The 26989-nt window shown below is 52.7% G+C and carries 22 protein-coding genes; 11 read left to right on the top strand and 11 right to left on the bottom strand.

The features are described 5' to 3' along the window. The first annotated feature begins 10 nt into the window (after positions 1-10). Positions 11-868, top strand: coding sequence for a pyridoxal kinase PdxY (gene pdxY / locus OGY13_RS10320; RefSeq protein WP_286593730.1), 858 nt, complete (start codon positions 11-13; stop codon positions 866-868). Positions 869-1368: 500 nt separating this feature from the next. Here the strand turns inward: pdxY and OGY13_RS10315 are convergent, their stop codons facing one another. Then, positions 1369-2922 (bottom strand): L-lactate permease, encoded by a 1554-nt coding sequence (locus OGY13_RS10315; protein WP_057068974.1) that lies wholly within the window; start codon positions 2920-2922, stop codon positions 1369-1371. Positions 2923-3503: 581 nt separating this feature from the next. Here OGY13_RS10315 and OGY13_RS10310 point away from each other — a divergent pair. From OGY13_RS10310 to OGY13_RS10300, 3 genes are read left to right on the top strand one after another with little or no spacing between them, the layout of a single operon-like run. Beyond that, positions 3504-4223 carry a (Fe-S)-binding protein gene (locus OGY13_RS10310; RefSeq protein ID WP_079934440.1) on the top strand — a complete coding sequence of 240 codons (720 nt, stop codon included), beginning with the start codon at positions 3504-3506 and terminating at the stop codon, positions 4221-4223. Between the two features lie 10 nt (positions 4224-4233). Continuing rightward, on the top strand, positions 4234-5661 hold the full coding sequence (locus tag OGY13_RS10305; RefSeq protein WP_137377267.1) for a LutB/LldF family L-lactate oxidation iron-sulfur protein: 1428 nt from the start codon (positions 4234-4236) through the stop codon (positions 5659-5661). After that, positions 5654-6349: a LutC/YkgG family protein gene (locus tag OGY13_RS10300; RefSeq protein WP_137377268.1), complete on the top strand. Its 696-nt coding sequence runs from the start codon at positions 5654-5656 to the stop codon at positions 6347-6349. Before OGY13_RS10305 ends, OGY13_RS10300 begins: the two co-directional genes overlap by 8 nt. A gap of 49 nt (positions 6350-6398) precedes the next feature. Here OGY13_RS10300 and gntP read toward each other — a convergent pair whose 3' ends face one another. Continuing rightward, positions 6399-7742, bottom strand: coding sequence for a gluconate permease GntP (gene gntP, locus OGY13_RS10295; protein ID WP_003033260.1), 1344 nt, complete (start codon positions 7740-7742; stop codon positions 6399-6401). 261 nt (positions 7743-8003) lie between these two features. Between gntP and uxuA the strand changes: the two genes are divergently transcribed. The 4 genes from uxuA (at position 8004) to OGY13_RS10275 (ending at position 13736) form a co-directional block, all read left to right on the top strand. After that, positions 8004-9188: a mannonate dehydratase gene (uxuA, locus tag OGY13_RS10290; protein ID WP_032942283.1), complete on the top strand. Its 1185-nt coding sequence runs from the start codon at positions 8004-8006 to the stop codon at positions 9186-9188. An 80-nt stretch (positions 9189-9268) separates the two neighbouring features. Next, positions 9269-10744, top strand: a complete 1476-nt coding sequence (locus tag OGY13_RS10285) for a fructuronate reductase (RefSeq protein WP_137377269.1) — start codon at positions 9269-9271, stop codon at positions 10742-10744. A gap of 175 nt (positions 10745-10919) precedes the next feature. Then, a complete protein-coding gene (gene uxuR, locus OGY13_RS10280) occupies positions 10920-11693 on the top strand; it encodes a Uxu operon transcriptional regulator (RefSeq protein ID WP_008786090.1) in 774 nt (257 codons plus the stop codon). 1035 nt (positions 11694-12728) lie between these two features. Continuing rightward, entirely contained in the window at positions 12729-13736 is a 1008-nt protein-coding gene (locus OGY13_RS10275; protein ID WP_111466172.1) for a porin, read from the top strand. 62 nt (positions 13737-13798) lie between these two features. Here the strand turns inward: OGY13_RS10275 and OGY13_RS10270 are convergent, their stop codons facing one another. The 5 genes from OGY13_RS10270 to OGY13_RS10250 all read right to left on the bottom strand — a co-directional run bounded on the left by OGY13_RS10270 (position 13799) and on the right by OGY13_RS10250 (position 18431). After that, on the bottom strand, positions 13799-14200 hold the full coding sequence (locus OGY13_RS10270) for a hypothetical protein (protein ID WP_103285815.1): 402 nt from the start codon (positions 14198-14200) through the stop codon (positions 13799-13801). 191 nt (positions 14201-14391) lie between these two features. Beyond that, the gene (locus OGY13_RS10265; protein WP_137377270.1) at positions 14392-15579 is read right to left on the bottom strand and encodes an MFS transporter; all 1188 of its coding nucleotides are present in this window, start codon (positions 15577-15579) and stop codon (positions 14392-14394) included. A 91-nt stretch (positions 15580-15670) separates the two neighbouring features. After that, positions 15671-16135, bottom strand: coding sequence for a GNAT family N-acetyltransferase (locus OGY13_RS10260; protein ID WP_032942291.1), 465 nt, complete (start codon positions 16133-16135; stop codon positions 15671-15673). A 13-nt stretch (positions 16136-16148) separates the two neighbouring features. Then, on the bottom strand, positions 16149-17429 hold the full coding sequence (locus tag OGY13_RS10255; RefSeq protein WP_048215021.1) for a DUF445 domain-containing protein: 1281 nt from the start codon (positions 17427-17429) through the stop codon (positions 16149-16151). Between the two features lie 75 nt (positions 17430-17504). Beyond that, positions 17505-18431: a LysR family transcriptional regulator gene (locus tag OGY13_RS10250; protein ID WP_003845596.1), complete on the bottom strand. Its 927-nt coding sequence runs from the start codon at positions 18429-18431 to the stop codon at positions 17505-17507. A 219-nt stretch (positions 18432-18650) separates the two neighbouring features. Here OGY13_RS10250 and OGY13_RS10245 point away from each other — a divergent pair, with 219 nt between their 5' ends. Together OGY13_RS10245 and metC are read left to right on the top strand one after the other, a co-directional pair. Further along, positions 18651-19883 carry a dicarboxylate/amino acid:cation symporter gene (locus OGY13_RS10245; protein ID WP_048227154.1) on the top strand — a complete coding sequence of 411 codons (1233 nt, stop codon included), beginning with the start codon at positions 18651-18653 and terminating at the stop codon, positions 19881-19883. 30 nt (positions 19884-19913) lie between these two features. After that, entirely contained in the window at positions 19914-21104 is a 1191-nt protein-coding gene (gene metC / locus OGY13_RS10240) for a cystathionine beta-lyase (protein ID WP_032942294.1), read from the top strand. Positions 21105-21184: 80 nt separating this feature from the next. Here metC and mdtM read toward each other — a convergent pair whose 3' ends face one another. The 3 genes from mdtM to OGY13_RS10225 form a co-directional block, all read right to left on the bottom strand. Next, positions 21185-22426: a multidrug efflux MFS transporter MdtM gene (gene mdtM / locus OGY13_RS10235; protein WP_213753087.1), complete on the bottom strand. Its 1242-nt coding sequence runs from the start codon at positions 22424-22426 to the stop codon at positions 21185-21187. Positions 22427-22750: 324 nt separating this feature from the next. Then, positions 22751-23401 (bottom strand): LysE family translocator, encoded by a 651-nt coding sequence (locus tag OGY13_RS10230; RefSeq protein WP_191215199.1) that lies wholly within the window; start codon positions 23399-23401, stop codon positions 22751-22753. Positions 23402-23449: 48 nt separating this feature from the next. Beyond that, positions 23450-24265: a helix-turn-helix transcriptional regulator gene (locus OGY13_RS10225; RefSeq protein WP_213753088.1), complete on the bottom strand. Its 816-nt coding sequence runs from the start codon at positions 24263-24265 to the stop codon at positions 23450-23452. Positions 24266-24495: 230 nt separating this feature from the next. Between OGY13_RS10225 and OGY13_RS10220 the strand changes: the two genes are divergently transcribed. Continuing rightward, entirely contained in the window at positions 24496-25410 is a 915-nt protein-coding gene (locus OGY13_RS10220) for an Rpn family recombination-promoting nuclease/putative transposase (protein WP_136391471.1), read from the top strand. A gap of 51 nt (positions 25411-25461) precedes the next feature. On the opposite strand, the gene OGY13_RS10215 is transcribed toward OGY13_RS10220, so the two are convergent. Continuing rightward, entirely contained in the window at positions 25462-26874 is a 1413-nt protein-coding gene (locus tag OGY13_RS10215) for an aminotransferase-like domain-containing protein (protein WP_213753089.1), read from the bottom strand. Between the last annotated feature and the right edge of the window lie 115 nt (positions 26875-26989).

Genomic DNA, 26989 nt, shown 5'->3' with positions numbered 1-26989 from the left:
CGGAGTCAAAATGAAAAACGTGTTGTCTGTTCAGTCGTCAGTCGTTTATGGCTATGCCGGAAATAAAGCCGCTGTGCTGCCGATGCAGCTTTCGGGGATCGATGTCTGGCCGTTTTACACCGTACAGTTTTCCAACCACACCCAGTACGGGATGTGGCAGGGCATGGCGATGCCGCACGGCGAGCTGAGTGCCATCATCAGCGGGCTGGATGACCTGCAAAAGCTGGCGCAATGCGATGCCGTGCTGTCCGGGTATCTCGGGGATAAACGTCATTGTGAAGAGGTGATGCACGCGGTCACCACCATTCGTCAGCGTAATCCGCAGGCGCTCTATTTTTGCGATCCGGTGATGGGCGACCCGCAAAAAGGCTGCATTGTCGCGCAGGGCGTAGAGTCCTTTTTTGTCGATGATGCCATTCAACTGGCCGACATCATGGGACCGAATCTCTATGAGCTGGGCGTGCTGACGGGCAGACAACTGCGTGGTTTTGACGAGGTGGTGGAAGCTGCGCAGCAGCTGGTGTCGTGGGGTGTGAAGAAGGTGCTGGTGAAGCATCTCGGCGACTGTTCGCGGGACAAACAGGCGTTTGAAATGCTGCTGGTGACGCCGGAACAGACGTTACACATTGCCCGGCCGCTGTATACCTTTGCCAAAATGCCGGTGGGCGTTGGGGATCTGATTTGCTGCGTGATGCTGGCCTCACTGCTCAATGGTTATGAGGACAAGCAGGCGCTGGAGCGGACCACCAGTGTCGTCGATGCGGTGATGCGACTGACGAAAGAGCATGATTCGTATGAACTGCGGCTGATAGATGCGCGTCACCAGATAATGGATCCGCAAATTCGCTATCGGGCAGCGGTACTGTAGCGCCACGAGGGGGCTCTATGTTTCTGACATTGCTGCGGCTTCAGCATCCTCTGGTCTACCGTTTCGCGTGGCTTCGTCTGTGGGTGGCGGTGTTAAGAGCATGCGGTCTGCGTAAGAGGAAGGGGTGAGTATTTTACGCTGCTGTTGCTGCCGGATGCGGCTCGCGCCTTATCCGGCCAACAAATGAGCGTGAAACGCAGGCCTACAAATGAGTGTGAAATGTAGGCCTGATAAGCGAAGCGCCATCAGGCATAAGTGCCAGGTATTACACGCGGAAGTAGCGTGGTGGAATCAACGCGGAAAAGGCGTCGAACTTCTTCACCATCTTTTTCCAGAACAACATAACAACAATCCTCGATTTGAAACATCGGCGCTATTTTAGTCAGCGCCGACAAATCGTAAAGTCTGTTGCCTCGTTCCGTTCCTGGGGCGGTGTAAACCTTTTTGGTCACTGTGTCGTCAAATACGATTGCCGCGAATTTGACGGGGTTGACAATGGTTTACGCCATAAACCAGTAATAAAACAGACCGACTTTCAGGCCGAGGATCACAATGTAGGCGCAGCAGTATTTCATGGTGCCAGACATAATCTGGTTGGCCTGACCGTCCATTTTGGTGGCAGAAACCGCGATGGCGATGCTTTGCGGCGAAATCATTTTCCCCCCCGTAGCGCCAGAGGTATTGGCCGCCGCCAGCCAGTTAGGATCGATATGCAACTTGCTGGCAGCAATGGTTTGCAGCTTGCCGAACAGAATATTCGAGTTGGTATCGCTGCCGGTAACGAACGTGCCCAGAGCGCCAATCACCGGTGCGAGGAAGACGTATGAGCTGCCGGTCAGATCGACAATCGACTGCGCCAGCGTGGAGATAATCCCGCTGAGATCCATCACCGTGGCCAGCGCGACGATCGCCATAATTGCGACGATAGAGTTTTTAAGCTGGAAAATGGTTTTGATAAATACTTCCAGCATCCCGCGTGCGGACGCCCCCTGAATAAAACCGCCGATAATGGTCGCAAAGATGATCAGCATCCCTGGTGTGGTCACCCATTCAACTTTCAGTGCCATCGTTTTACCGTCAGCCAACGTGAAATGCAGCACCGAAGCCAGTTGGGACGCCGCGCCTTTTATTGTCGGGAACAGCGGCGAACACAGCAGGATAAACACAAAAATAAACAGATAGATAGAGCCCACGCGGAACAGCACTTTTGCCGAGCGCGGCGTGGTTTCGCGGGTATGGCTGACCTCAATGCGCCACTCGGGATCGGTTTTCCCTTTGCGCAGGCGACTGACCATCGCCACGGCAAACAGGCTGACCAGGCTACCGGCAAAGGCGGGTAATTCCGCGCCAAGATGAATGGCGACAAAATATTGCGGAATCAGCGTGGAAATGCCGCAAATCAACGTGATCAGAAATACGCCACGAATGGCTTTCAGGCCGCCGCCAATAATGCAGACAATCACAAACGGCAGCAGGATATTAAACAGCGCGAGCTGCAAAATAATGGTTCCGCCTAAGGTATAAACCGGCAGATTAACCTGTTCAGCCAGAATAGAAACCGGGATCCCGACCGCGCCGAATGCGGTGGGAACGGTATTCGCCACGAGAGAAGCAATCGCTGCTTTCAGCGGGTTGAATCCCAGCGCAATGAGAATGCCGATCGGAATAGCGACCGCCGTGCCATAGCCCGCTGCAGCTTCAAGAAATCCACCAAAACACCATGAAATCAGCAGCACCTGAATACGCTTATCTTCGCTAATGCTGGCGAGAATATCGCGCAAAATATCCAGTGCTTTGGTCGCTTGCATGACGTTATAACTGAAGATAGCGCCGAGGATCACAATCACGATCGGCCATAGTCCCTTCAGTGCGCCATAGCCTATCGCGGCTTTCAGATTTTGTACGGGCATTTCCCAGAATATTGCCGATAGTGCAGCGGTGAATACCAAAGAAATCAGTACGGAATAATGGATGGGCATTTTTAATTTCAGTATTAAAAATACCATAAGTAGTAAAGGAGAGAGTGCCAGGGCAAACATAAAATATTCGTTCATTGCTATTCCTGATTGGTTCATTAAACCTGATTTATATTTATGGCGGGAAGGCTACATTGCTGTGTAAATAAAATATGTAAACTGAATCGCTTCAGTGAATAAAGTAATTATGATTTGTGGTTTTGTAACTATTGTAATCTTTTAATTAAAATTAAATGCCAGATAAATATACTTAAGAGCAAGGTAAATACCCATAAGTGGTTATTTAATAACATTTTTAATAATGGTAGTGACGAAGGTAGTAATCATTCGAAACTATTTTATAAGGTGTTAATAACACTGTTGTTTTCAATATAAAAATGTGAGCAAGTCCGAAATAAATAAACATGGGTATTGCATATGCATGTTGATTAGGGGATTATTTGATTTTGTCATACAAATGAAAATACAGACATTTGCGATTGTCCTGATATAAGAAGAGGAGAGTCGCTATCAAAGGAAAACGATCCGTGCATCATAATGAACCCAGACATTAGTAAAACAAGCAAATACAAAAACTGGGTGTGAAATACAGCTGAATCTTTGCTTGATATCGCGATATCAAGCGCAATAAACAGAAATGAAGCAATGGAGTAGTTATTGTGAATGTAAATTTCTTTGTTACCTGCATTGGTGACGCACTGAAATCACGGATGGCACGAGACTCCGTATTGCTGCTGGAAAAACTGGGTTGTCGCGTGAATTTCCCCGAGAAGCAAGGGTGTTGCGGTCAGCCAGCCATCAACAGCGGATACATCAAAGAGGCGATCCCCGGGATGAAAAACCTGATCGCCGCGCTGGAAGACAACGACTACCCGATTATCTCTCCGGCAGGCTCCTGCACCTACGCGGTAAAAAGCTACCCGACGTATCTGGCCGATGAACCGGAATGGGCGCTGCGTGCTGAGAAAGTTTCCGCGCGTATGCAGGATCTCACCTCCTTTATCGTCAACAAACTGGGCGTGGTGGACGTTGGTGCCAGCCTGCAGGGCCGCGCTGTGTATCATCCTTCCTGTAGCTTGACCCGCAAACTGGGAGTGAAGGAAGAGCCGCTTACGCTGCTGAAAAACGTGCGCGGACTGGAGCTGTTGACGTTTGCCGATCAGGATACCTGTTGCGGCTTTGGCGGGACGTTCTCGGTCAAGATGGCCGAGATATCCGGTGAGATGGTGAAAGAGAAAGTCTTACATCTGATGGATGCAAAGCCGGAATATTTGATTGGCGCAGACGTTAGCTGCCTGCTGAACATTGGCGGCCGACTGCAACGGGAAGGCCAGCCGGTCAAAGTGATGCATATTGCTGAAGTGCTGATGAGCCGCTGAGGGGAAAGAGATGTCGATAAAAACCAGCGATGTAGAATTTAAACTGCGTATTCGTCAGCAGATAGAAGATCCGATCATGCGCAAAGCCGTGGCTAATGCGCAGGAGCGTATCGGCGCGAATCGGCAAAAAATGGTCGATGAGTTAGGCCACTGGGAAGACTGGCGCGATCGTGCCAGCCAGATCCGCGATCACGTTCTGAGCAACCTCGACGCTTACCTGTACCAACTCTCCGAGAAAGTGACGGAAAACGGCGGACACGTCTATTTCGCCAAAACCAAAGAAGATGCCACTCGCTACATTTTGCAGGTCGCGCAGAGTAAAAATGCGAAGAAGGTGGTGAAGTCCAAGTCGATGGTGACCGAAGAAATCGGCGTCAACCACGTGCTGCAGGATGCCGGAATCAAGGTGATCGAAACCGATCTCGGGGAATATATTCTGCAGTTGGATCAGGATCCGCCTTCGCACGTCGTGGTTCCGGCGATTCATAAAGATCGCTACCAGATCCGCCGCGTGCTGAACGAACGTCTGGGGTACGACGGCCCGGAAACCCCGGAAGCTATGACTTTGTTCATTCGTCAGAAGATCCGCGAGGATTTCCTCAGTGCCGAAATCGGTATTACTGGCTGTAACTTTGCCGTGGCGGAAACCGGCTCGGTGTGTCTGGTGACCAACGAAGGCAACGCGCGCATGTGCACCACGCTGCCGAAAACGCACATTGCGGTGATGGGCATGGAGCGTATCGCGCCGACCTTTGCCGAGGTGGATGTGCTGATCACCATGCTGGCGCGCAGCGCCGTGGGCGCACGTCTGACGGGCTACAACACCTGGCTGACCGGCCCGCGTGAGGCGGATAACGTTGACGGACCGGAAGAGTTCCATCTGGTGATTGTCGATAACGGTCGCTCGCAGGTGCTGGGCTCAGAGTTTCGCGATGTGCTGCGCTGCATCCGCTGCGGAGCCTGTATGAACACCTGTCCGGCGTACCGCCACATCGGCGGACATGGCTATGGCTCTATCTATCCTGGACCTATCGGCGCGGTGATTTCTCCGCTGCTCGGTGGCTATAAAGATTTTAAAGACCTGCCGTACGCCTGTTCTTTATGCACGGCCTGTGACAGCGTCTGCCCGGTGCGTATTCCGTTGTCAAAACTGATCCTGCGTCATCGCAGGGTGATGGCCGAGGAGGGCATTACGCCGAAAGCCGAGCGACGGGCGATCAAGATGTTCGCCTATGCCAATAGCCATCCGGGGCTGTGGAAAGTCGGGATGATGGCGGGCGCGCATGCGGCGAGCTGGTTTATCAATGGCGGCAAAACCCCGCTCAAGGTTGGCGCGATTGGTGACTGGATGGAGGCGCGCGATCTGCCTGATGCTGACGGCGAGAGCTTCCGTAGCTGGTTTAAGAAACATCAGGCGCAGGAGAAAAAGAATGGATAACCGTACCGCGTTTTTAAACACCATCGCCCAGGCGCTGGGTCGCCCGCTGCGCTTCGAGCCGCAAGCAGATGCCGCGCCGGTTAACAACTATGCCAACGAGCGCCTGACCGAGCTTAGCCCCGAGCAGCGCTGCTCTGCGTTTATCCAGTTTGCCAGCGAAGTGATGCTGGCCCGCTGCGAACTGACCAGCGAGGATCAGGCCGCAGACGCGGCGCTGCGCCTGTGCGAAGAATTGGGTCAGCAGCCGGTGGTGCTGAGCGGCGACAGCCGGCTGGTGGATCTGGGTATCACCGAACGCTTACAGCAGGAATGCAACGCCGTGGTCTGGGATCCGGCGCGTGGTAGCGAAAATATTACCCAGGCCGAGCAGGCGAAAGTCGGCGTGGTGTATGCCGAATATGGCCTGACCGAGTCCGGCGGCGTGGTGCTGTTTTCCGCACCGGAGCGCGGGCGCTCCCTGAGCCTGTTGCCGGAGTCCTCTATTTTCGTGCTGCGTAAAAGCACCATCCTGCCGCGCGTGGCGCAGCTGGCAGAAAAACTGCATCAGAAAGCACAGGCCGGTGAGCGTATGCCATCGTGCATTAATATCATCAGTGGACCCAGCTCGACGGCGGATATTGAGCTTATCAAGGTGGTTGGGGTGCATGGTCCGGTGAAGGCGGTATATCTGATTATTGAGGATTGTTGAGGCAGGATGGAAAACCGCTCTGGCGCTGTGGGCCAGAGCGGTATCAACGTTATGCAATCATGCTGATGATCAACACGATTATCAGGCCAACCACGGAGTTTACCAGCTCCAGCAGACCCCAGGTTTTCAGCGTATCCTTCACCGACAGATCAAAGTAGCCTTTGAACAGCCAGAACGAAGCATCGTTGATATGGGTCAGCGTGTTGGAGCCAGCCGCTGTTGCCAGCACCAGCAACGCCGGGTCGACGCCCACCAGTTGACCGGTTGCCGGGTCGAGGATTGCTGCGCTAATAATCCCCGCCGCCGTCATGGCTGAGACCACGCCCTGACCCGTTGCCAGACGAATCAGCACGGTTATCAACCACGCCATGATGTAGGGAGAAATATTGCCGTGTGACATCAGCATGCCGATGGTATCGCCGATGCCGGTATCGATAATGGTTTGCTTCAGTACGCCGCCCGCGCCGATGATCAGGATCACCATGGCGATGCTTTTCACCGCGTTTTCAAAGGCGTTCATTACCCACTGCATGTCATGACCGCGCGCGGTACCAAACAGCACGAAGGCGACAACCATGGCGATAAACATCGCAATCGGCGAGGAGCCTAAGAAGTTGACCACTTCCCACGCCTGCGTCCCTTTCACCAGCCAGATGTTGGCGATGGTGGTGGAGATCATGATGATCGCCGGGATCAGCGGCACCAGAATAGACACGCCGAAGGACGGCAGGTTGTTCTGGTCAACCGGTACGTCGGCCTTCATGAATGACGGCGTTGGACGATCGAGGTTGCCGAGGAATTTCGGCAGGATAAGTCCGGCGCAGATCACGCTCGGAATGGTCACCAGGATACCGTAGATGTAAACCATGCCCATGTCAGCGCCGTAGGCGTTAACCAGCGCGACCGGACCCGGCTGCGGTGGGAACAGTGAGTGAGCGGTGGTGGCGGCGGCAACCGCAGGAATCGCCAGCTTGAGGAACGGGATCTTCGCTTCCGCGGCAATGACGATCACCAGCGGTGCCAGCATAATAAACGCCACTTCATAGAACATCGCCAGGCCGAAGATCAGACCAATAATGATCACCGACAGCTGCACGTAACGTAGACCGAGTCGCGCCAGCAGCGTATGGGCAATCTGATGCGCTGCCCCGGAATCAACCATCAGCTTACCGATGACGGCCCCGAATACCACGATAATCGCCAGCTCACCCAGCGTGCTGCCAAAACCGGATTTCATGGTATGCAGCAGTTCCATTAAATCCATTCCCGCCAGCATACCGACCGAGAGTGCCGCCAACAGCAGAGCGACCATCGAGTTTATCTTGAATCTTAAATTGAGCACCAGCATCAGGCCGATGCCGAATACAACCCACAGAATATTGAGAACGTGCATATAACGTCTACCTTACTTTGGTTGAACTATTATGATTTTGGTTGAGATGTTACATATATTGGTCAACCTATGATGCGATGGATGTCACATTGCGTTACATGTTTACATTAATACTGGGTTGTATGGCCGTTAATTAGCGGTATGGTCAGCAGATATCGTGATTTGGTTAACCAATTTATCGCTTCAGGTTGACATGTAATACCAAAAGGAGGAATTTATGTGCCATATCGTCGAGTCCATAACGTAAACGAGGAATAAAACATGGAACAGACATGGCGCTGGTATGGTCCTAACGATCCGGTCACCTTAGCGGATGTGCGTCAGGCGGGTGCAACGGGCGTTGTCACTGCCTTGCACCATATCCCGAACGGGGAAGTGTGGACGGTTGATGAGATCCTGAAACGCAAAGCCATTATTGAGCAGGCGGGCCTGGTATGGTCGGTCGTCGAAAGCGTACCGATCCACGAAGACATTAAAACCCGTTCCGGCAACTATCAGCAGTGGATTGCCAACTACCAGCAAAGCCTGCGTAACCTGGCCGAGTGCGGCATTCGTACCGTGTGCTACAACTTTATGCCGGTTCTCGACTGGACCCGTACCGACCTGGAATACGTCCTGCCGGACGGCTCCAAAGCGCTGCGTTTCGATCAAATTGAATTTGCCGCCTTTGAGCTGCATATCCTCAAACGACCGGGCGCGGAAGCGGACTACACCGCCGAAGAGATTGCGCAGGCGAATGAACGCTTCACCACCATGAGCGAAGAAGACAAAGCACGTCTGACCCGCAATATCATCGCCGGTTTGCCGGGTGCGGAAGAGGGCTACACGCTCGACCAGTTCCGCCAGCATCTTGAACGCTATAAGGATATCGATAAAGCTGCGCTGCGTGAGAATTTTGCCGTCTTCCTGAAGGCGATTATTCCTGTAGCAGAAGAGGTTGGTGTGCGCATGGCGGTACACCCGGACGATCCGCCGCGCCCAATCCTTGGCCTGCCACGCATTGTTTCCACCGTGGAAGATATGCAGTGGATGGTCGATACGGTCAACAGCATGGCGAACGGTTTCACCATGTGTACCGGCTCCTACGGCGTTCGTGCGGATAACGACCTGGTCGACATGATCAAACAGTTTGGCCCGCGCATTTACTTCACCCATTTGCGCTCCACGCTGCGTGAAGATAACCCGAAAACCTTCCATGAAGCGGCGCATCTAAATGGCGACGTTGACATGTACGAAGTGGTGAAAGCGATCGTTGAGGAAGAACAGCGCCGTAAAGCCGAGGGCAAAGAGGATCTGATCCCTATGCGCCCGGACCACGGTCACCAGATGCTTGACGACCTGAAAAAGAAAACCAACCCAGGTTACTCCGCGATTGGTCGCCTGAAAGGCCTGGCGGAAGTGCGTGGCGTTGAGATGGCTATCCAGCGCGCTTTCTTTAGCCGCTAAAGCAGTGTTGCCGGTCGCCTGTCTGGCCGGCTTTTTTCTTTTCTCACCGTTGGTCTTTCCGACGGGATCTGGAGTTCACGATGACAACGACAATTGCCAATAGCAACCTGCCGGTTGCGCGCCCCGCATGGGACAGCTCTCGTCTGCAATCCCGCATTGTTCACCTGGGATGCGGCGCTTTTCACCGCGCGCATCAGGCGCTGTACACCCACCATCTGCTGGAAACCACCGACAGCGACTGGGGTATCTGTGAAGTTAACCTGATGCCGGGTAATGACTGCATACTGATTGAAAACCTGCGCAAGCAACAATTGCTGTATACCGTGGCGGAAAAAGGCGCGGACAATACCGTGCTGAAAGTGATTGGCTCAATGAAAGAAGCCCTGCACCCGGAGCTTGATGGTTGTGATGGTATTTTACAGGCCATGGCACGCCCGCAGACGGCAATTGTCTCGCTGACGGTCACGGAAAAAGGCTACTGCACCGATGCTGCCAGCGGCCAGTTAGATCTCAATAACCCACTGATTAAACACGATCTGGCAAATCCGGCCGCGCCGAAATCGGCGATTGGTTACATCGTACAGGCGCTGCATCTGCGTCGTGAGCAGGGGCTGGCGGCCTTTACCGTGATGTCCTGCGATAACGTGCGTGAAAATGGGCATGTGGCGAAAGTCGCGGTGCTGGGCCTGGCGCAGGCGCGTGACCCGCAGCTGGCGCAGTGGATTGAAGCGAACGCCACCTTCCCGTGTACCATGGTAGACCGCATTGTTCCGGCGGCAACGCCGGAAACGTTGCAGGAGATTGCCGACCAGTTGGGCGTTTACGATCCGTGCGCTATCGCCTGCGAACCGTTCCGCCAGTGGGTGATTGAAGACAACTTTGTTAACGGTCGCCCTGACTGGGATAAAGTTGGTGCACAGTTTGTTGCCGACGTAGTACCGTTTGAAATGATGAAACTGCGCATGCTCAACGGCAGCCACTCTTTCCTCGCTTATCTGGGCTATCTCGGCGGTTATGAAACCATCGCTGACACCATGACCAATCCAGCATACCGCAAAGCGGCGTTTGCGCTGATGATGCAGGAGCAAGCGCCAACGCTGTCGATGCCGGAAGGTACCGATCTCAACGCCTACGCGACGCTGCTGATCGAGCGTTTCAGCAACCCGTCTCTGCGCCACCGTACCTGGCAGATTGCGATGGACGGCAGCCAGAAACTGCCACAGCGCCTGCTGGATCCGGTGCGTCTGCATCTGCAAAACGGCAGCGGCTGGCGTCATCTGGCACTGGGCATCGCGGGCTGGATGCGCTACACCCACGGTGTGGATGAACAGGGGCAGGTCATTGATGTTGTCGACCCAATGCAGGCCGAATTCCAGCGCATTAACCAACAGTTCCAGGGAGCCGAACGCGTGACGGCTCTGCTGGGGTTGAGCGGCATTTTTGGTCATGATCTGGCGGAAAACGTCGACTTTGTTGCGACGGTTACCGCAGCGTATCAACAGTTGTGTGAACACGGCGCACGCGAGTGCGTTGCAGCGTTAAGCGCTGACGCATAACCATCCAGGTATGACGGGTCAATCAAAATACTAATTTGGTTGACCCGTTTTCTGTTTTTGGCTTCCCGCAAATGCTATAGTTCAGGCGAAAAAACGTTATTGGTAGGCCGGATAAGGTGTGCGCAGTCATCCAGCCTCCGGATTCTGAATTGACGCATCTGACGGACATAACACGATGAAATCGAACACTTCTCAGCAAAGACCCTACCAGGAAGTGGGTGCAATGATCCGCGATCTGATTGTCCAGACGCCGTACCAGCCTGGTGAGCGCTTGCCGCCGGAGCGTGAAATCGCCGAGAGACTCAATGTCACTCGCACGGTGGTGCGCGAAGCGTTAATCATGCTGGAAATTAAAGGTCTGGTGGACGTGCGTCGTGGCGCCGGGATCTACGTGCTCGACAATGCAGAAGCTCAGACTATCGACAGTTCGGATGTGAATCATTGCAATGATGCAGGCCCGTTTGAGCTGCTCCAGGCGCGACAGCTGCTGGAAAGCAACATCGCCGAATTTGCCGCGCTGCAGGCCACCCGCGAAGATATCGTCAAAATGCGCCAGGCGTTGCAACTGGAAGAGCGGGAGCTGGCCTCCAGCGAACCGAATGGTTCTGAAAGCGGTGATATGCAGTTCCATCTCGCTATCGCCGAGGCCACGCATAACAGCATGCTGGTGGAGCTGTTCCGCCAGTCATGGCAGTGGCGCGAGAACAACCCTATGTGGATCCAGCTTCATAGCCATCTCGATGATACCCACTATCGTAAAGAGTGGATGGGTGACCACAAACAGATCCTGGCGGCGTTAATCAAAAAGGATGCCCGCGCGGCCAAGCTGGCGATGTGGCAGCATCTGGAAAACGTCAAACAGCGCCTGCTGGAGTTTTCAAATGTTGATGACATCGACTTCGATGGCTATCTGTTTGACTCCTGGCCGCTCGATAAAGTTAACGCCTGATTTTACCACCTCTCATGCGGGCTGTTCCGGCCCGCTCGGCATTGCATAGCAACCTTTCTTTTCACGTCTTAAACCTCATGTAAAAAATGGTTTCCATAGTCTTCAATGATCATTTTTTTCGCTGCCCCTGTGTGATGTAAATTGATTTTCATCAATTAAAAACAACTTATTTTTGCTTGCGAAAAAATGCGCTATTTACCTTATTTTTACCTTTTCGTGCGTATTTTTAGACAAAACTGGTCTGTATTAAGTGAGAATCAAAGTAATTTCCGCTGTGGTTAGGGCAGGGCCGCCTGGTATAACAGCGCATAAAAACACGTGGTTTGCGTAAAAGTAGACATTAATAACGACATGTAACCTATTGGCTGCAATGATGTTTTGACTGTATACCATTATCCATGTGAATGATTCATGCTTTTTTAATCAAATGAATAAAAACGAATATATGTAAAGTTAAAATTACACATTATTCTATAAACAAGTTATCTTTCACTTGAAATATCGTTCCATTTTTCCGCTGTTTATTAACAGTTTTATTACGATTGTGAATGTTTTTTACCGTTGACATGTTTTTACACTGACTGCATATTTCATCGCCATAAGCGTCTTATTGCGTTCAGGAGATGATGACGATGCCCTCTCGAGATTACCCTGATATCCGAAAAGCCAGGGGAACCCGATCAAAAGATATGGTTCTATTAAGTGCCCGTGTCGATACTTCTCTATGGGAATATGTTCGGACGCTGGCATTTGAAACCCGTAAAAGTAAACAAGATATTATCGCTGAGGCGTTAATGTTACATCGCTCTATTAATGAGAGCACAAGCGAAGAATCTAAGTAATTACTCTCTGTTCGGGTTTTCTTTAAAACCCAAAATTGAAATAGGTCTTGCCACTTCATTATTGCCTTTATTGGTATATTTTTTCGGTGTGTTATTGGTGTTTCCCCTTATCTGGAGGGGACTTTTTTATGTGGGCATTCCGCCTTCATAACAAAGTTGATAGCAAAATTCACAATTAAAAGTGAGTAATAACATGAAAAAGTCAGTAGTGGCATTAGCTGTAATGGCATTAGGGGTAACCTCCGTTCATGCAGCGGAAATTTATAATAAAGATGGCAACAAACTGGATCTGTACGGCAAAGTCAAAGCGGTCCACTCTTGGACTGACGGCACCGATGCTGACGGCACCTACGCACGTCTGGGTTTTCGCGGTGAGACTCAAATCAACGATCAACTGACTGGCTATGGTCAGTTTGAAAGTCAGTTTGATGCCGCTAAAGCAGAAGGTTCTCAGAATGGTGTTAATACACGTCTGGCGTTTGCTGGTCTGGATTATGGCCATGACGTTAGCTTTGACTACGGTCGTAACTACGGTATCGCTTACGACGTGGGAGCTTACACTGACACTCTTTCAGAGTTCGGCGGTGACTCCTATGAAAATACTGACCGCTTCCTTACTACACGCACTTCTGGCGTTGCAACACTCCGCACCAAAAATCTGTTTGGTGCCGTTGATGGCTTGAGCCTGGGCGCGCAATATCAGGGTCAGGATGATTCCGATAAGGATCCGACGAAACAGCACGGCAATGGCTACGGCTTCTCCCTGGGCTACGACAATATCGCTGATTCCGGCGTATCTGCCATTGCAGCCTACACCAACAGTTCTGTGACTGCTCAGCAGAAACAAAATGGTTGGGATGGCGAAAACGCAGAATTCTGGGGTGCTGGCCTGAAATATGATGCAAACGCTATCTACGTTGCGACCATGTACGGCGAATCCCACAACCTGATTCAGGATGCGGACAAAGCGCAGCACTTTGAAGCGATGGCGGCCTATGTGTTTGATTTTGGTCTGCGTCCGAACGTGGCTTACGTTCATGCGCGTGATAACAACAACACTGATCTGACCGAATACGTTGCGCTGGGCACAGACTACTACTTCAACAAAAACATGGTTGCTGATGTGGGTTACAAAATTAACCTGCTCGATGGCAAAGACGGCGACAATCAGGTTGTTGCGGGTCTGACCTATCAGTTCTAAGTAGTTATACTAGTACGAAAAAGGCGTCTTGGTTAAGACGCCTTTTTTACATCTGTTGGAGTTTAAACCGGCTGACTTTCTTTCATCTGTACACCGCTAAACAGCCATTGCCAGATGCCCACTTTTACCCATGCGACCACGCAGAGGATCAGATAAAAAAGCGGATTATGGGTAATGGTAATGCGCATGACTTCCATTAAATCCACATGCAAATTTCCGGCAATTGCCATATTGATAACAAAAATAGAGGCTACCGCGCTGGCCAGTAAAATAAGTATGGCATGTAACTTTGTTATCTCTGGTAACTTGCCAGAGGCCCATTGCCATAAGAATGTTGTTGATAACAGGAAGATAATAAACAATCCCAGTGCGCCAAACAGGCCAAAGTCTTTATAATCCTTTAGCGTGCCAATTAAACCCGCCAAAATAATTAACCCCAGTAGTATTTTTTTAAACCACGACATGTGCCTTTCCCGAAGATGGTGTTGATGTTGAATTAATATGTCCATTTTTACGCATTTTAAATTGAGTTTATAAATGAACAGCTGGGAATTATAAATTGTCTGGCGGGTAATTGCCGATTATTTGCGGTTTATTAAATGCTGACATTTAATTGCGGACTAATCCGAATATATCTTCTTTAGACGTTAGCCGGTTATACCCTTTTGGGCGAGGCGAAACGCTGTTTGTATAATTGCGTGAGGCTGATAAGTGCCGCAATAAACAACGCGACCGCGCCGCACACCGTGGCGTTAACGATCGCCTGTGCGCCGCTTCCCAGCAGGCTGGTTAATAGCGGACCAAGTATTTGCCCAATGCCGTAAGTCAGAGTGACCAGGCCCAGCAGATTAATATTGCGCGGTACGCTTAGTTGACGGGCAAGCGGCATCACCAGTGAAGTAGTTCCCATAAACGTTGCGCCAAACCCCATGCTGCTTATCACCAGCAGCGGCAAGGAGCCGCTGGCGAGCGTCATGACCACGCAGGCGCTTTGAATCAGCAAATTCGCCGTCAGGCATTGCAATACTCCCCAGCGTCGGGCGGCCCACAGCCAGGCGAAACACCCCGGAATTATCGATATGCCGACCAGCGACCAGAGATGGGCAGTCAACAGCGGCGAACCGGCACTTTTCGCCATTAGCGGCAGGTAGGTGGCGACAATGATGTAGCCAAATCCGGCCAGCCCGTACAGTAGAGCCAGCAGCCACCAGGACATAGGCTGATGCTCTGTTTTTACCGGGGCCGCAGCGGGGAGCACGTGATCGCGAGATGGCAGGAGTATAACCAGTAGCACAAAGAACAGAGCCGAGGCTGCCGCTGCGCCCAGCCAGAGCGTGTGCGATGAAAGCGCAAAATGCAGACCGCTAATGACATATTCATTGCCCAGCAAAATACCTGCACCAACGCCGGAGAACAACGCCGCGATCACGAAGGGATGCCGGGTATGATGCAGAACGATCATTGAGCCAAAGATCATCATACCTGCACTGGCGACGCCCGCCAGAAAGCGGATCAGCATCACCAGCGCGGGCTGCGTTAAGCTTGCCATCGCCAGAATCAGCCCTGCGGTAGCGAGCGCGGACGTTAGCAGCATCGGGCGTAAGCGTGAGGGAAGATGGAAGAGCCCGAAGGAGAAGAGCAGGCTTCCCGCCAGATACCCGGCGTAGTTGGCGCTGGCAATCCAGGAGAGTTGGTCAAATGTAAATTGACCTTCCGACAGCAGTACCGGCAGCATTGGTGTATACAGAAAGCGCCCAATTCCCATACCCAGTGTTAAGACCAGCATGCCAAAAAGCGCGACGCTGATGGCATGACGATTTGAATCTGGGCTTCCCTGGGACATACGGACTCTCATTTCGCGCAGTTAGCTGATAATTGTTATATTACATGCGTAAATGATAATGAAAAGTAAAATAACGCAAGGCCTAATGCTGTCAAAGATTACGACTGTAGACCCGTGAGACTTCCCCCCACGGATGATAGCCCGCCCCGTCAAAGTAAAATCCCGCTTTCTCGTATAAGCCTTCCAGGTCAGTACACAAATGAAGCCGCATAAAGCCTAACTGTCTGGCCTGCTGCGCAATATGTTCAATCAGGCGAAACGCCAGACCGTGACCACGATAGCGAGGATCGATATAGAGTGCGCATAGCCACGGCCACAGTTCGCCGCGACTGATAAAATCATTGGTGATCAATCCGGCGCAGCCAACAATGCTGTCGCCGTCCTGCAGCCAGTACCACTGCGGTAGCGGGTTCTTTGCGCCAATACAACGATGCAGTGCATCCTCGTAAACTCTCATGGAGTCTTCTGAGGCCCATTGTTGCTGAAAGTAAGCGGTGACCTCGTGCAGTTTTTCCGGTGTTTCGCGCAGGGAAAAAATGCGGATGTTCATCGTCATTGAATTTTTCTCCTTAAAAATTCGCCAGCGTCAGCAGGGAAGGAATTTGCGACAACAGATATAACACCAGCCCAATAGAACCGCCAACCAGCGTGCCGTTGACGCGGATAAACTGCAAATCTTTACCGATGTTCAGCTCGATTTGCTGCGACATATCGCGTGCATCCCAGCTTTTCACCGTGTCGCTAATGTGGCGCGTCAGGAAGGTGGCGAACTCTGGCGCTACTTTATGTGCGGCCTGCTCCAGATGCCCATTCAGTGAGGCGCGCAGGGCGCTGTCGGCTACCAGCGTTTCGCCGAACCACTGCCCGGCGCTGGCGATGCGCTGCTTCACGCGGGAATCATCGGCGTTAATGTCGGTTTTCACCCACTGACGCAGGTCTGCCCACAGCTCGCCAAGATAACGGTTGAAGGCTTCATCTTCCTTCAGATAGCTTTTCAGGCTTTCGGCCCGCACGGCCATCTCCGGATCGTGTTTGAGCTTATCGATGAGCTTAAACGTGGCGCGATCGAAGGCATGGCGGATCTGATGTGCGCGATCGTGGCTGATGTCATCCAGCAAGGAGTTAACGGCATCAGACACCAGCTCGGCGCTGTGCTCGCCCAGCCATTCGGTTGGCAGGATCTTCGCTTTCAGCGGATGTTCGGTTTCCAGCCAGTGCACGACCTGTCTGGCGATAAACACTCGCGAGCTGTCGCGCTGGAGCAGGGCGATCAGTTGGGCGATCAGCGTGTCGAGCAGCACCTGATGGCGATTGTTTTTGGTCATGCTTTCCAGCATTAGCGCGCTGGTACCGGAGAGATCGACCTTGTCGATGGCCTTGTGCACCGCCCGCTTGATCAGCCGTTGAATGCGCGAGTCGTCGGTCAGTTCGAGAAAACCACTCATGATCTGCAGCAGATGCTGGCCAATACGCTGGGCGTTTTCCGGCTGGCTAAACCAGTTGCCGATCAACAGCGCCGGTTCATGGCGGCGGATCAGCGCGACCAGCGACTGGGTATCGAGAAATTTTTCCTGCACAAACTGACCGAGGTTTTCGCCGATCCGATCCTTATTGCGCGGGATGATCGCCGTGTGCTGCGAGATAAACGGGATCGGCACCCGGCGAAAAAGCGCCACCACGGCAAACCAGTCCGCCAGCGCGCCCACCATCGCCGCTTCGGCGATCGCTTTGATCCCCAGTACCCAAAAGTTAGGCGGCAGAAACAGCGTGATGACGAAGGTGGCAGCGGCAATCAGCAGCAATGAGAGCGCCAGTCGCTTGGCGCGTTTGAGTTCAGCAATTTTATTCATAGGCTTAAGGATAGAGCCAGACGGGGGGATCGCGCAAAAAATGTGGAGCGCCTCCCATTTTCAGGTGGGCTGGGCTTACTCAGGGATCCAGTTGTCCCAGGCGGGCAAGGGGCCGAGTTCCGCCACCAGAAAATCGATAAACGATCGCACCTTCGGATTGCTGTACTTGCTGGGAAAGTACAGCGCATACAGGGCGTGAGTTTCACAGGTGATAGTGCCGTCGAGCATCAGCGGCGTTATCTCTTCTTTTTGAATATGATCGCCAATCAGATAGGTGGGCAAATACGCCACTCCCTGATCTTCTAACACTGACTTCAGCAATACCAGACTGCTGTTGGCCTGGATCGGCATATGCAGTTTCAACTGATGCAGACGATCCTGTTCATCCGCCACCTTGAGCACCGGTGTGAGGCCGGGATAAACCAGACAATCATGATCCACCAGATCGCTTCGACGCTGGGGCATGCCTTTTTTGGCGAGGTAGCCGGGTGAGGCACAGTACGCCCAGCGAACAGGCACCAGCTTGCGCATCGCATAGTTTTGCGGCGGTGCGGTGGAGATGCGCAGGGCGATGTCGAAATCTGTTTCGTTCAGATTCACAAAGTTATCGTTGAGATCGATATACAGATTCACATCCGGGAACTGGGAGCGATATTTATCCACCAGGTTCACCAGCCGGGAATAACCAAACGCAATTGAGCAGGTTATGCGTAATTCACCCTGCGGGCTGTGGTAATAACCGGAAGTGGTATTCAGCGTTTCATCGAATTCTTTCAAAAGCTTATTAGCGCGGTTGAAGAGATATTGCCCGGCGTCGGTCAGGGTAATACTGCGTGTGGTGCGTTTAATTAATGTCGTGCCCAGCGTGTCTTCCATCGCAGCCAGACTTTTGCTGACCGCAGACGGCGATACGTTGAGCTGCGCCGCGGCTTCTGACAATCCTCCGCAGTCGACGATTTTAGTAAAAAACTCCAGATGCTTGAGTGAAATCGGCGTACTCATAGTTTCCTTTAATTCACAAGTGATTTGCAAAAACGGTACGAATAGGCCGTTACATTCGCGTTTTAAACATGCAACTATTGAATCACAGGAAACAACTTGCTGGCAAAATGAAAAAATAACAACTTAGGTGAGTTACGTCACAAAATAAAAGGAGGCGAAACGGAAACTCATCACATTGTGAATTTAATCTCATTAATTATTATTCTAAAGGTACCGATTATGTGGTCACGACTCGAACCCTACAGATCGTCGATTATTTTATTAGTTGCTCTGGTGATTGGCGGCTTATTAGGTATTTATGCCCCATCGTTTGCAAGTAAACTCCAGCCAATAGGTCAGATATTCTTAAACCTGCTATTTATGATTATTGTGCCGCTGGTGGGGATCAGCGTTATGTCTTCGATCGCCAGTATGACCGACCTGAAAAGGCTGGGGCGCATTATGGCGATTATCTTTATTGTTTCGATCGCCATGGCCTTTATTCCAGCCGCCGGGATCGTCGCGCTGGCGCTCTGGTATAACCCGGCGCAGGGCGTCACTATCGATCTCTCGCAGTCGGTGCAGGCGGGCAGCGGTAAGATGGATTTTGTCAGTATGATCACCACCAGCGACTTTATCGGACTGTTTTCTAAGTCCAATATTCTGGCGCTGATCGTAATGGCGATCATCGCCGGTGTCGCAATTGGCCAGTCGGATCAGGCCGGTAAACGTATTGCGTCGCTGCTGGAAGACGCCAATACCGTGATCATGAAGATCGTCTCGATCATTATGAAGGTCGCGCCGATTGGTCTGGGCTGCTACTTCGCCGCCACCATGGCCAGTCAGGACTCTGCACTACTGTTAACCTTTGCCCGCGCCATCGGCCTGTTTATGGTTGCCACGCTGGTCTACTTTGTCTTTGGCTCGATTCTCTATTCGTATATTGGCGGCGGTATTCCGGCGGTCAAAGCCTTCTGGCGTAACGCGATTGAACCGTCTGCGACCGCGCTGGGTACCTGCTCTTCACTGGGGACGCTCCCGGTGACGCTGCGTGCCGGTAAGGCTATGGGGATTAACCCGGAAATCGTTGATGTCTCCATTCCGCTGCTGGTTAACCTCAACAAGGGCGGCGTGGCGATGATTGCCGCGCTAAAAATTGTCTTTATCTATTCCGTGCTGGGCATGGAATTCACCACCGAAACCTTCTTCCTGACGATGCTGATTGCGGTGCTCTCCGCCATTATCGTTGGTGGCGTGCCGGGCGGGGCGTTCCTCGGTGAAATCTTTATCGTCACCACGCTGGGCCTGCCGATGGAAGCAATCCCGATGCTGGTGGTGCTGGGCACCATTACCGATGCGCCGGCCACACTGATTAACGTTATCCATGATTTGAATGCGGCGCAGATTGTTGAACGGTTCGCTGGAAAAAAGCAGACCAACGCTGAAATAAACTCTACTGCTGCGGTGGTATAGGTTTCACACGGATTAAGAACAGGAGATGTTATGAAAGACGCAATGAAGCTTGAAACGCACCTGGTTGTTGCTGGTCGCGACAAACGCTATACCCAGGGAGCGGTGAATCCGGTTATCCAACGCGCCTCTTCACTGGTATTTGATACCGTGAAGGATAAGAAATTTGCCACCGCCAATCGCGCGAACGGCGAGCTGTTTTATGGTCGTCGCGGAACCTATACCCACTTTGCCTTCCAGAAGGCAATGAGCGAACTGGAAGGCGGCGTTGGCTGCGCGCTGTACCCATGTGGTGCTGCGGCGGTGACCAATGCGATTCTGGCGTTTGTTCAGGGTGGCGATCATATTCTGATGACGGGTGCGGCCTATGAACCAACCCAGGATTTTTGCAATAAGATCCTGAGTAAATTCAACGTGGAAACAACGTATTACGATCCGCTGATTGGTGCAGGTATCGTCGATCTTCTGCGTCCGGAAACAAAGGTAGTATTCCTTGAGTCACCAAGTTCTATCACCATGGAAGTCCAGGACGTGCCGGGGATGGTGAAGGCTATCCGCGCGGTGAATCCGGAGATTGTCATTATGATCGACAACACCTGGGCGGCGGGCGTGCTGTTCAAAGCGCTGGATTATGGCGTGGATATTTCCATTCAGGCGGGAACGAAGTACACCATCGGCCATTCGGACGCCATGCTGGGCACGGCGGTGTCGAACGCCCGTTGTTGGGATCGCCTGCGCGAGAACTCCTATCTGATGGGGCAAACGCTGGACGCCGATACGGCCTACAACGGCAGCCGCGGATTGCGCACCCTGGCGGTACGCCTTAAGCAGCATCAGGAGAGCAGTATCCATATTGCCCGCTGGCTGTCGGCAAGGCCGGAAGTGGCGCGGGTGAATCATCCGGCATTACCGGAATGTCCGGGCCATGAGTATTTTCAGCGTGATTTTATCGGAAGCTCAGGCCTGTTCTCGTTTGTGCTGAAAAAGAGACTGACCGACGAACAGATGGCGAATTTCCTCGATAACTTCTCGCTGTTCCATATGGCCTATTCGTGGGGCGGATTTGAGTCGCTCATTCTGGCGAACCAGCCGGAAGAGCTGAACAGCATTCGCCCGGCTGGAGAGGTAGATTTCAGCGGCACGCTGGTCAGGGTGCATATTGGCCTTGAGGATATCGACGACCTGATTGCCGATCTGGACGCGGGATTTGCACGCATTGCGTAAGGTGAGGTGACCGTAGCCGGAAGCGGCACTAGCGCCTTATCCGGCCTACATAGTTGTCGTAGGCCGGATAAGCGGGCAGGTTAGTTTTCAGTGGCTAACGTCGTTGCCTCATGCTGGCGTACCCGTTTGAGTAAACCTGCCAGCGTGAACACGACAGCTATCCCTGCCGCAACCGCCAGCAGATGAAACGAAATCCTGCCGCCGTTAAACCATAACCAACGCCCAATTTCGACAGAAACCGCCATCACCGTCAGGATCACCATATTCAACGATGCCGAGACCGTTCCTTTAGGTAAGTTGTTGGAAAACAGCGTAAAGCGGAACAGCGTCGGGAAGATCATCCCAATACCAAACGCATACAGGCTGGTCCCCAGCACCGACCACAGCCAGACGTGCGGCCACAGTAAATTGCCGACAATCAGCACTGCCAGCCCGCTCAGCTGTATAGGTGCGGCCCGCCAGATGAAGCGCGGTCGGGTCGGATCTTTCACGAAACGAACCACCACCATATTGGCGACGATCACTGCGCCGAACACCGGGGCCTGTGCCCAGGCAAACTCCGATGTGGTCATGCCGCCAGCATCGATCAGAATAACCGGTGAGACCGCTACCCAGCTCATCATCGGAATATAGCTTAACGACAGCGTGGCTGCGCCAAACAGGAACACCCGGTTGCGGAAAACGTCGCGGAAATCACGCACTACGCCGCGGGCACTGAACGGCACCGCGCCGCGCTGGACGGTTTCCGGCATGGCTAACATTAACCCAATCAGGGCGATAAGCCCCATGACGGCAATGATGGCAAACAGGATCTTCCAGTGTACAAAGTGCATCAGCGCGGCCCCGGAGAGTGGGCCGATAACCGGTGCAACCAACACAATGGAAGTGATTACCGCCATTAACTTAATGGCCTTCGTTTGCCCAAACGCCTCCTGCACCGTGACATAGCCAACGGTCGCGATAAAGCAGATGCTGGTACCCTGCACAAATCGGGCTACCAGAAACTGCGTCATTGAGGTAGTGAACAGCGTGGCAGCACAGGCGAGGGTAAAGATTAACGCCCCCGCAATCAGTACCGGACGGCGGCCAATCCGATCGGAAAGCGGCCCCAGCAGCCATTGCAGCGCCATGCCGCCCGCCAGATAGAGGCTCACCGCAGCGGGTGCCAGGCTAACATCGGCGTTGAAATCACGTACCACATTGATGATGCCAGGCTGGATCAGGTCCGTCGACAGATAGGCGGCGAAGTCATATAAAATCAACGCGACAGGAAAAAATAGCGTTGTGGCGCGTTGGGAGAAAAACGCGAGAATCCGTTGCATAAAACCGCTCCTTGTCGGGAGAAAACCCTCAACGGGAATAGCGAAATTCAATACCGTCTTTGAGACGTCAGACCGATGACAGAAAAAAGCAGACTGCAAATGTACTGAATTTCATGTAATCAAAAACGTTGTCTGCTCGAAGCGCAAACAGAAGATACGCTCACTGACGCGGGGTCAGAAAACGTAACGATTACAGGTAACAATCAGCACATCGCACCTCAGGAAGAGTAAGTTGAACGGGTATTAACCATCCGCAGTTTAATGCGGATTGGATATTAATTAAACGAGTTTATCCGGTTTATGTGCAGAAAATCGCCCTGGAAATCAGACTACGATGCTCTGCAAAAACCGCAGAGCGATGGCACAACCGAAGATAATCAATACACCGCCAGCGATACGTTCTACCCATAATATCCCTCTGGATAACCGTCTCTGGATCTGCGGTAAACCGATGAACATCACGATCAGCAGATCCCAGCACAGCACTACGCTGGTCATCCAGATCCCGCTCATGGTTTGTTGCAGCAGCGTCACCGACGGGCCGAGCAGGGCGGTCATTAGCGCCAGATAGAACAGAGCATTTTTTGGGTTGAGCAGTGACGAACCCAATCCCAGCAGTAGCTGTTTGCCAAATCCTGGACAGGTAGACTGGGCGTCTGTTCCGGTCAGCGTTTGCGGGCGGCTGCGTACCAGCAGGCTGCCAATCCACAATAAATAAAGCGCGCCCAGCAGCTCAATAACCGTAAACAACAGGGGAAGCTGGCGCAGGATCCCCCAACCGATAATTGCCAGCAGAACATACAGCCCGTTGCCGAAAGCGATCCCCACGCACAACCCGGCGCCGCCGCGCATCCGGTATCGTGCGGCGTAACCGACCAGTAAAAAGAAGTCCGGCCCGGGGCTAAGCAATGCGACGAAATGCGCCAGCGCCAGCGCGGGAAAAGCAGAAGGAAAAAGTACAGAAAGCAGCGACATAGCGACCTCAGAGAATGAATCTGAGATCACCGTACGCCTGACGCAGCGCTAATTATTGTCTGATATTGATCGTCCCAACGCGTACTGGCGCGGTGTGGCGGCGGTGTAGCGAACAAAGGTGCGATGGAAATGGCTCTGGTCGGCAAACCCGCTCTGGTAGCCGACATCGGCAATTTCGTCTCCGGCCCGCAGCCGCTGGCGAGCATAGTCAATCCGTATGATGTTCAGATAACTTCCTGGCGTCAGCCCGGTGTCCTGCTTAAAGGTACGGATCAGCGTCTCTTTACGCATATGACACTCATGTGCCAGCTCATCGAGTGAGGGCGGCGTGAGCAGGCTGGACTGCAACCGTTCGCGCAGATACTGGCTGGTGGCGCTTAGGTTTTCTGGTGTGACCGACTGCAACGGCAGCGAGTGAAGCAATGTTTGCGCGGCATCCGTTATTTGCGCGGTTTGGCGTTGCGGCATGAGCGCCACAAGGTGCATATAACGCTGGAATAATTGCGCATCGCGGATAACGGGAGCAGGCGTGCAAAGCCGCTGATTGGTGTTCTGTGCAGGCAGATTAGCAAGACACCACTGGGTATCAAGATAAAGCATATGATAGCTGCGAAACTGTCCGTTAACAGGATTACAGCTGTGAGGTGCCAGCGGCGGTATCACAATCAGATCGCCCACCTGCAGATGGTATTCCTCGCCATCGCACAGGCAGCACGTTTCCCCCTCGAGAATTGCCCCAATCGAGAGCTGAGAGTGGTGATGCCGCTTGTAGGCCTGCTGGCTTTGCCAGGTGCTGCGCAGTTCCAGCCACGGCAACTGCTCATCACGCCAGAACGATTGTGGAATATCCCGGGTATGCGTCACATCGTGTCCTCCCTGAAAGTGATGATTTGTTATAGCACAGGCCGAGTGGTGAAAAAGTGGGAATGCGCATTGAGATGGCGATTCTGCGTGACGTGTTCCAGACAAATGCAGACGTTACATAAGGGCGTTGTTATCCCGGAAATCGTCTCGCAAAGAGAGAAAGTTGCAGGTGAGGATGTGGTTTTCCGGCGCTACAGTCATGGCATCTTATTTTCAGGTGAAGGATCGCCATGAACAAAGCTTCCGCTTCAACACCGCATGACGCGGTTTTTAAAACATTTTTACGTCACCCTGAGACTGCACGGGATTTTCTGCAAATACATCTTCCCGCTTCGCTGCGCGAGCTTTGCGATCTTCAGACGCTTAAACTCGAGTCAGACAGTTTTATCGAAGAGAATTTACGTGCGTACTATTCCGATGTGCTGTGGTCGGTGAAAACGACGGATGGGGATGGATATATTTATGTGGTGATTGAACACCAAAGCACACCGGATGCGCATATGGCATTCAGACTGATGCGCTATGCGGTAGCGGCCATGCAGAAACATTTAGATGCCGGGCATCAGCAGTTGCCGCTGGTGGTGCCGATGCTGTTTTATCACGGCGCTAAAAGCCCGTACCCTTATTCGCTGTGCTGGCTGGATGAGTTTGCCAACCCGAAGCTGGCTCGTCAGCTGTATGCTGCGGCGTTTCCGCTGGTGGATATTACGGTTATTCCGGATGACGAAATTGTGCAGCATCGACGTATGGCGCTGCTGGAGTTAATCCAAAAACATATCCGTCAACGCGATCTTATGGGATTGGTCGAGCAAATTGTTTCCCTGCTACTTACCGGACTGACTAATGACACTCAGATAAAGACGCTGTTTAATTATATTTTACGAACTGGCGATGCACCTCGATTCAGTGAGTTTATTCGCGGGGTTGCCGAACGTTCACCGCAGCACAAGGAGCAATTGATGACGATCGCGGACAGATTACATGAGGCAGGACTACAAAAAGGCAGGCTGGAAGGGCTTCGAGAGGGGCGACGTGATGAGGCACTGCGTATTGCCCGCACCATGCTGGCAGATGGCATCGATATCAGCACGGTACAAAAAATCACCCGACTTTCCGCTGAAGATATTCAGGGTTTAAGCCATTAGATATAGCTTAAACTGCCTAATTGCCTGCCCGGAAGCGCCGGGCAGCTCGATCTACTCTATTGCCGTTTTTACCGCCTCTCCGAGCTTCTGCATTACTTCCCGATGCTTGTCGTTTGGCGGCAATGCGCAGTTGATGCGCACACAGTTGCGATACTTCCCCGATGCGGAGAACAGAGAACCCGGTGCAACCTGGATTTTGAGGCGACAGAGCTGCTTAGCGACACAGACCATATCGACCTGGAGCTGCAGCTCGACCCACAGCATAAAGCCACCTTTTGGTCGGGTGACGCAGATCCCGCAGGGGAAGTATTCCCGTACCCAGCAGGTGTAGATCTCCATATTGCGCTGATAAATCTGGCGCATACGACGAATATGTCGATGATAATGACCTTCGCGCACAAAGGAAGCCGCTGCCAGTTGCGTAGCGGGAACGTTAGTTCCTATGACGGTGTACTTCATGTGCAGCAGTTTGTTGTAATAACGACCGGGCACCACCCAACCCACGCGCAGACCGGGGGCGACGGATTTGGTAAACGAACTGCAGAGTATTACGCGGCCGTCGCTGTCCCAGGAGTGGATCGTGCGCGGGCGCGGGTACTCTGTGGCCAGCTCGCCATACACATCGTCTTCAAAAATAACGATGTCGTGGCGCTGGGCGAGGGCGAGCACTGCCCGCTTACGCGCATCCGGCATAATGAATCCGAGAGGGTTGTTGCAGTTGGGAACCAGCAGCACACCTTTGATCGGCCACTGATCCAGCGCCAGCTCCAGCGCTTCAACACTGATCCCGGTATCCGGATCGGTTGGGATCTCAATAACTTTGATCCCTAAGCCGCGCAGTAGCTGCATCGTGCCGTAGTAGGCTGGTGATTCAACGGCGACAATATCGCCAGGCTGGCAAACCGTTAGCAGCGCCAGCGACATTCCGCTCTGACTGCCGCTGGTGATCACAATATCGTCTGCATTGACCACCGAACCGCCGTCCAGCATCAGCCGTGCAATCTGTTGACGCAATTCCCGGCAGCCAGGTAATTCATCGTAGCCCAGTATTGCGCGCAGATTATGTTGTGCCACGCGGCTGAGTTCGCGCCACAGCGGCTTCAGGCTGGGTTGATTAATATCGGGCACGCCGCTGCTAAACGGGATTATCGATTTGTCCGCATGACCTGCCAGCATATCCAGCACCTGATCCCACTGGGTTATTTCGACCGGACGCTGTACCGGACGCGACATCGGTGGCACGGGTGGCTGCGCTTTTTGTGGCGCGACAAAATAACCGGAACGTGGCTGGGGCGTGATCAGCTGGCGCTGTTCCAGCGTCTGATATGCCTGCTGGACGGTGCTGATGCTGACCCCATGCTCCTGGCTCAGGCTACGCACCGAGGGCAGTTTTTCGCCATGGCGATACAGCCCTTGCTCAATGCGTTCGGCCAGCAGATTGGCCAGATGTTGGTAACGCGTCATGCTGTATCCCTCATGGGTACCATACAGATTAAAAAATCAGTACAGATTGGTGTGAAAAAAGCGATGCAGAACTCTTTTTAACCAATCTGTATGTTAAATAAAAGTACTTTGTGAG

This window comes from Citrobacter sp. Cpo045 (genome assembly GCF_030332875.1).
GTDB lineage: Bacteria > Pseudomonadota > Gammaproteobacteria > Enterobacterales > Enterobacteriaceae > Citrobacter > Citrobacter portucalensis.
This window is presented reverse-complemented; position numbering and strand designations above follow the sequence as displayed.

Excerpts from the sequence above, each read along its gene's own strand:
- pdxY (WP_286593730.1), top strand. The coding sequence starts at position 11 with ATGAAAAACGTGTTGTCTGTTCAGTCGTCAGTCGTTTATGGCTATGCC.
- OGY13_RS10315 (WP_057068974.1), bottom strand. The coding sequence starts at position 2,922 with ATGAACGAATATTTTATGTTTGCCCTGGCACTCTCTCCTTTACTACTT.
- OGY13_RS10305 (WP_137377267.1), top strand. The coding sequence starts at position 4,234 with ATGTCGATAAAAACCAGCGATGTAGAATTTAAACTGCGTATTCGTCAG.
- OGY13_RS10300 (WP_137377268.1), top strand. The coding sequence starts at position 5,654 with ATGGATAACCGTACCGCGTTTTTAAACACCATCGCCCAGGCGCTGGGT.
- gntP (WP_003033260.1), bottom strand. The coding sequence starts at position 7,742 with ATGCACGTTCTCAATATTCTGTGGGTTGTATTCGGCATCGGCCTGATG.
- uxuA (WP_032942283.1), top strand. The coding sequence starts at position 8,004 with ATGGAACAGACATGGCGCTGGTATGGTCCTAACGATCCGGTCACCTTA.
- OGY13_RS10285 (WP_137377269.1), top strand. The coding sequence starts at position 9,269 with ATGACAACGACAATTGCCAATAGCAACCTGCCGGTTGCGCGCCCCGCA.
- uxuR (WP_008786090.1), top strand. The coding sequence starts at position 10,920 with ATGAAATCGAACACTTCTCAGCAAAGACCCTACCAGGAAGTGGGTGCA.
- OGY13_RS10275 (WP_111466172.1), top strand. The coding sequence starts at position 12,729 with ATGAAAAAGTCAGTAGTGGCATTAGCTGTAATGGCATTAGGGGTAACC.
- OGY13_RS10270 (WP_103285815.1), bottom strand. The coding sequence starts at position 14,200 with ATGTCGTGGTTTAAAAAAATACTACTGGGGTTAATTATTTTGGCGGGT.
- OGY13_RS10265 (WP_137377270.1), bottom strand. The coding sequence starts at position 15,579 with ATGTCCCAGGGAAGCCCAGATTCAAATCGTCATGCCATCAGCGTCGCG.
- OGY13_RS10260 (WP_032942291.1), bottom strand. The coding sequence starts at position 16,135 with ATGACGATGAACATCCGCATTTTTTCCCTGCGCGAAACACCGGAAAAA.
- OGY13_RS10255 (WP_048215021.1), bottom strand. The coding sequence starts at position 17,429 with ATGAATAAAATTGCTGAACTCAAACGCGCCAAGCGACTGGCGCTCTCA.
- OGY13_RS10250 (WP_003845596.1), bottom strand. The coding sequence starts at position 18,431 with ATGAGTACGCCGATTTCACTCAAGCATCTGGAGTTTTTTACTAAAATC.
- OGY13_RS10245 (WP_048227154.1), top strand. The coding sequence starts at position 18,651 with ATGTGGTCACGACTCGAACCCTACAGATCGTCGATTATTTTATTAGTT.
- metC (WP_032942294.1), top strand. The coding sequence starts at position 19,914 with ATGAAAGACGCAATGAAGCTTGAAACGCACCTGGTTGTTGCTGGTCGC.
- mdtM (WP_213753087.1), bottom strand. The coding sequence starts at position 22,426 with ATGCAACGGATTCTCGCGTTTTTCTCCCAACGCGCCACAACGCTATTT.
- OGY13_RS10230 (WP_191215199.1), bottom strand. The coding sequence starts at position 23,401 with ATGTCGCTGCTTTCTGTACTTTTTCCTTCTGCTTTTCCCGCGCTGGCG.
- OGY13_RS10220 (WP_136391471.1), top strand. The coding sequence starts at position 24,496 with ATGAACAAAGCTTCCGCTTCAACACCGCATGACGCGGTTTTTAAAACA.
- OGY13_RS10215 (WP_213753089.1), bottom strand. The coding sequence starts at position 26,874 with ATGACGCGTTACCAACATCTGGCCAATCTGCTGGCCGAACGCATTGAG.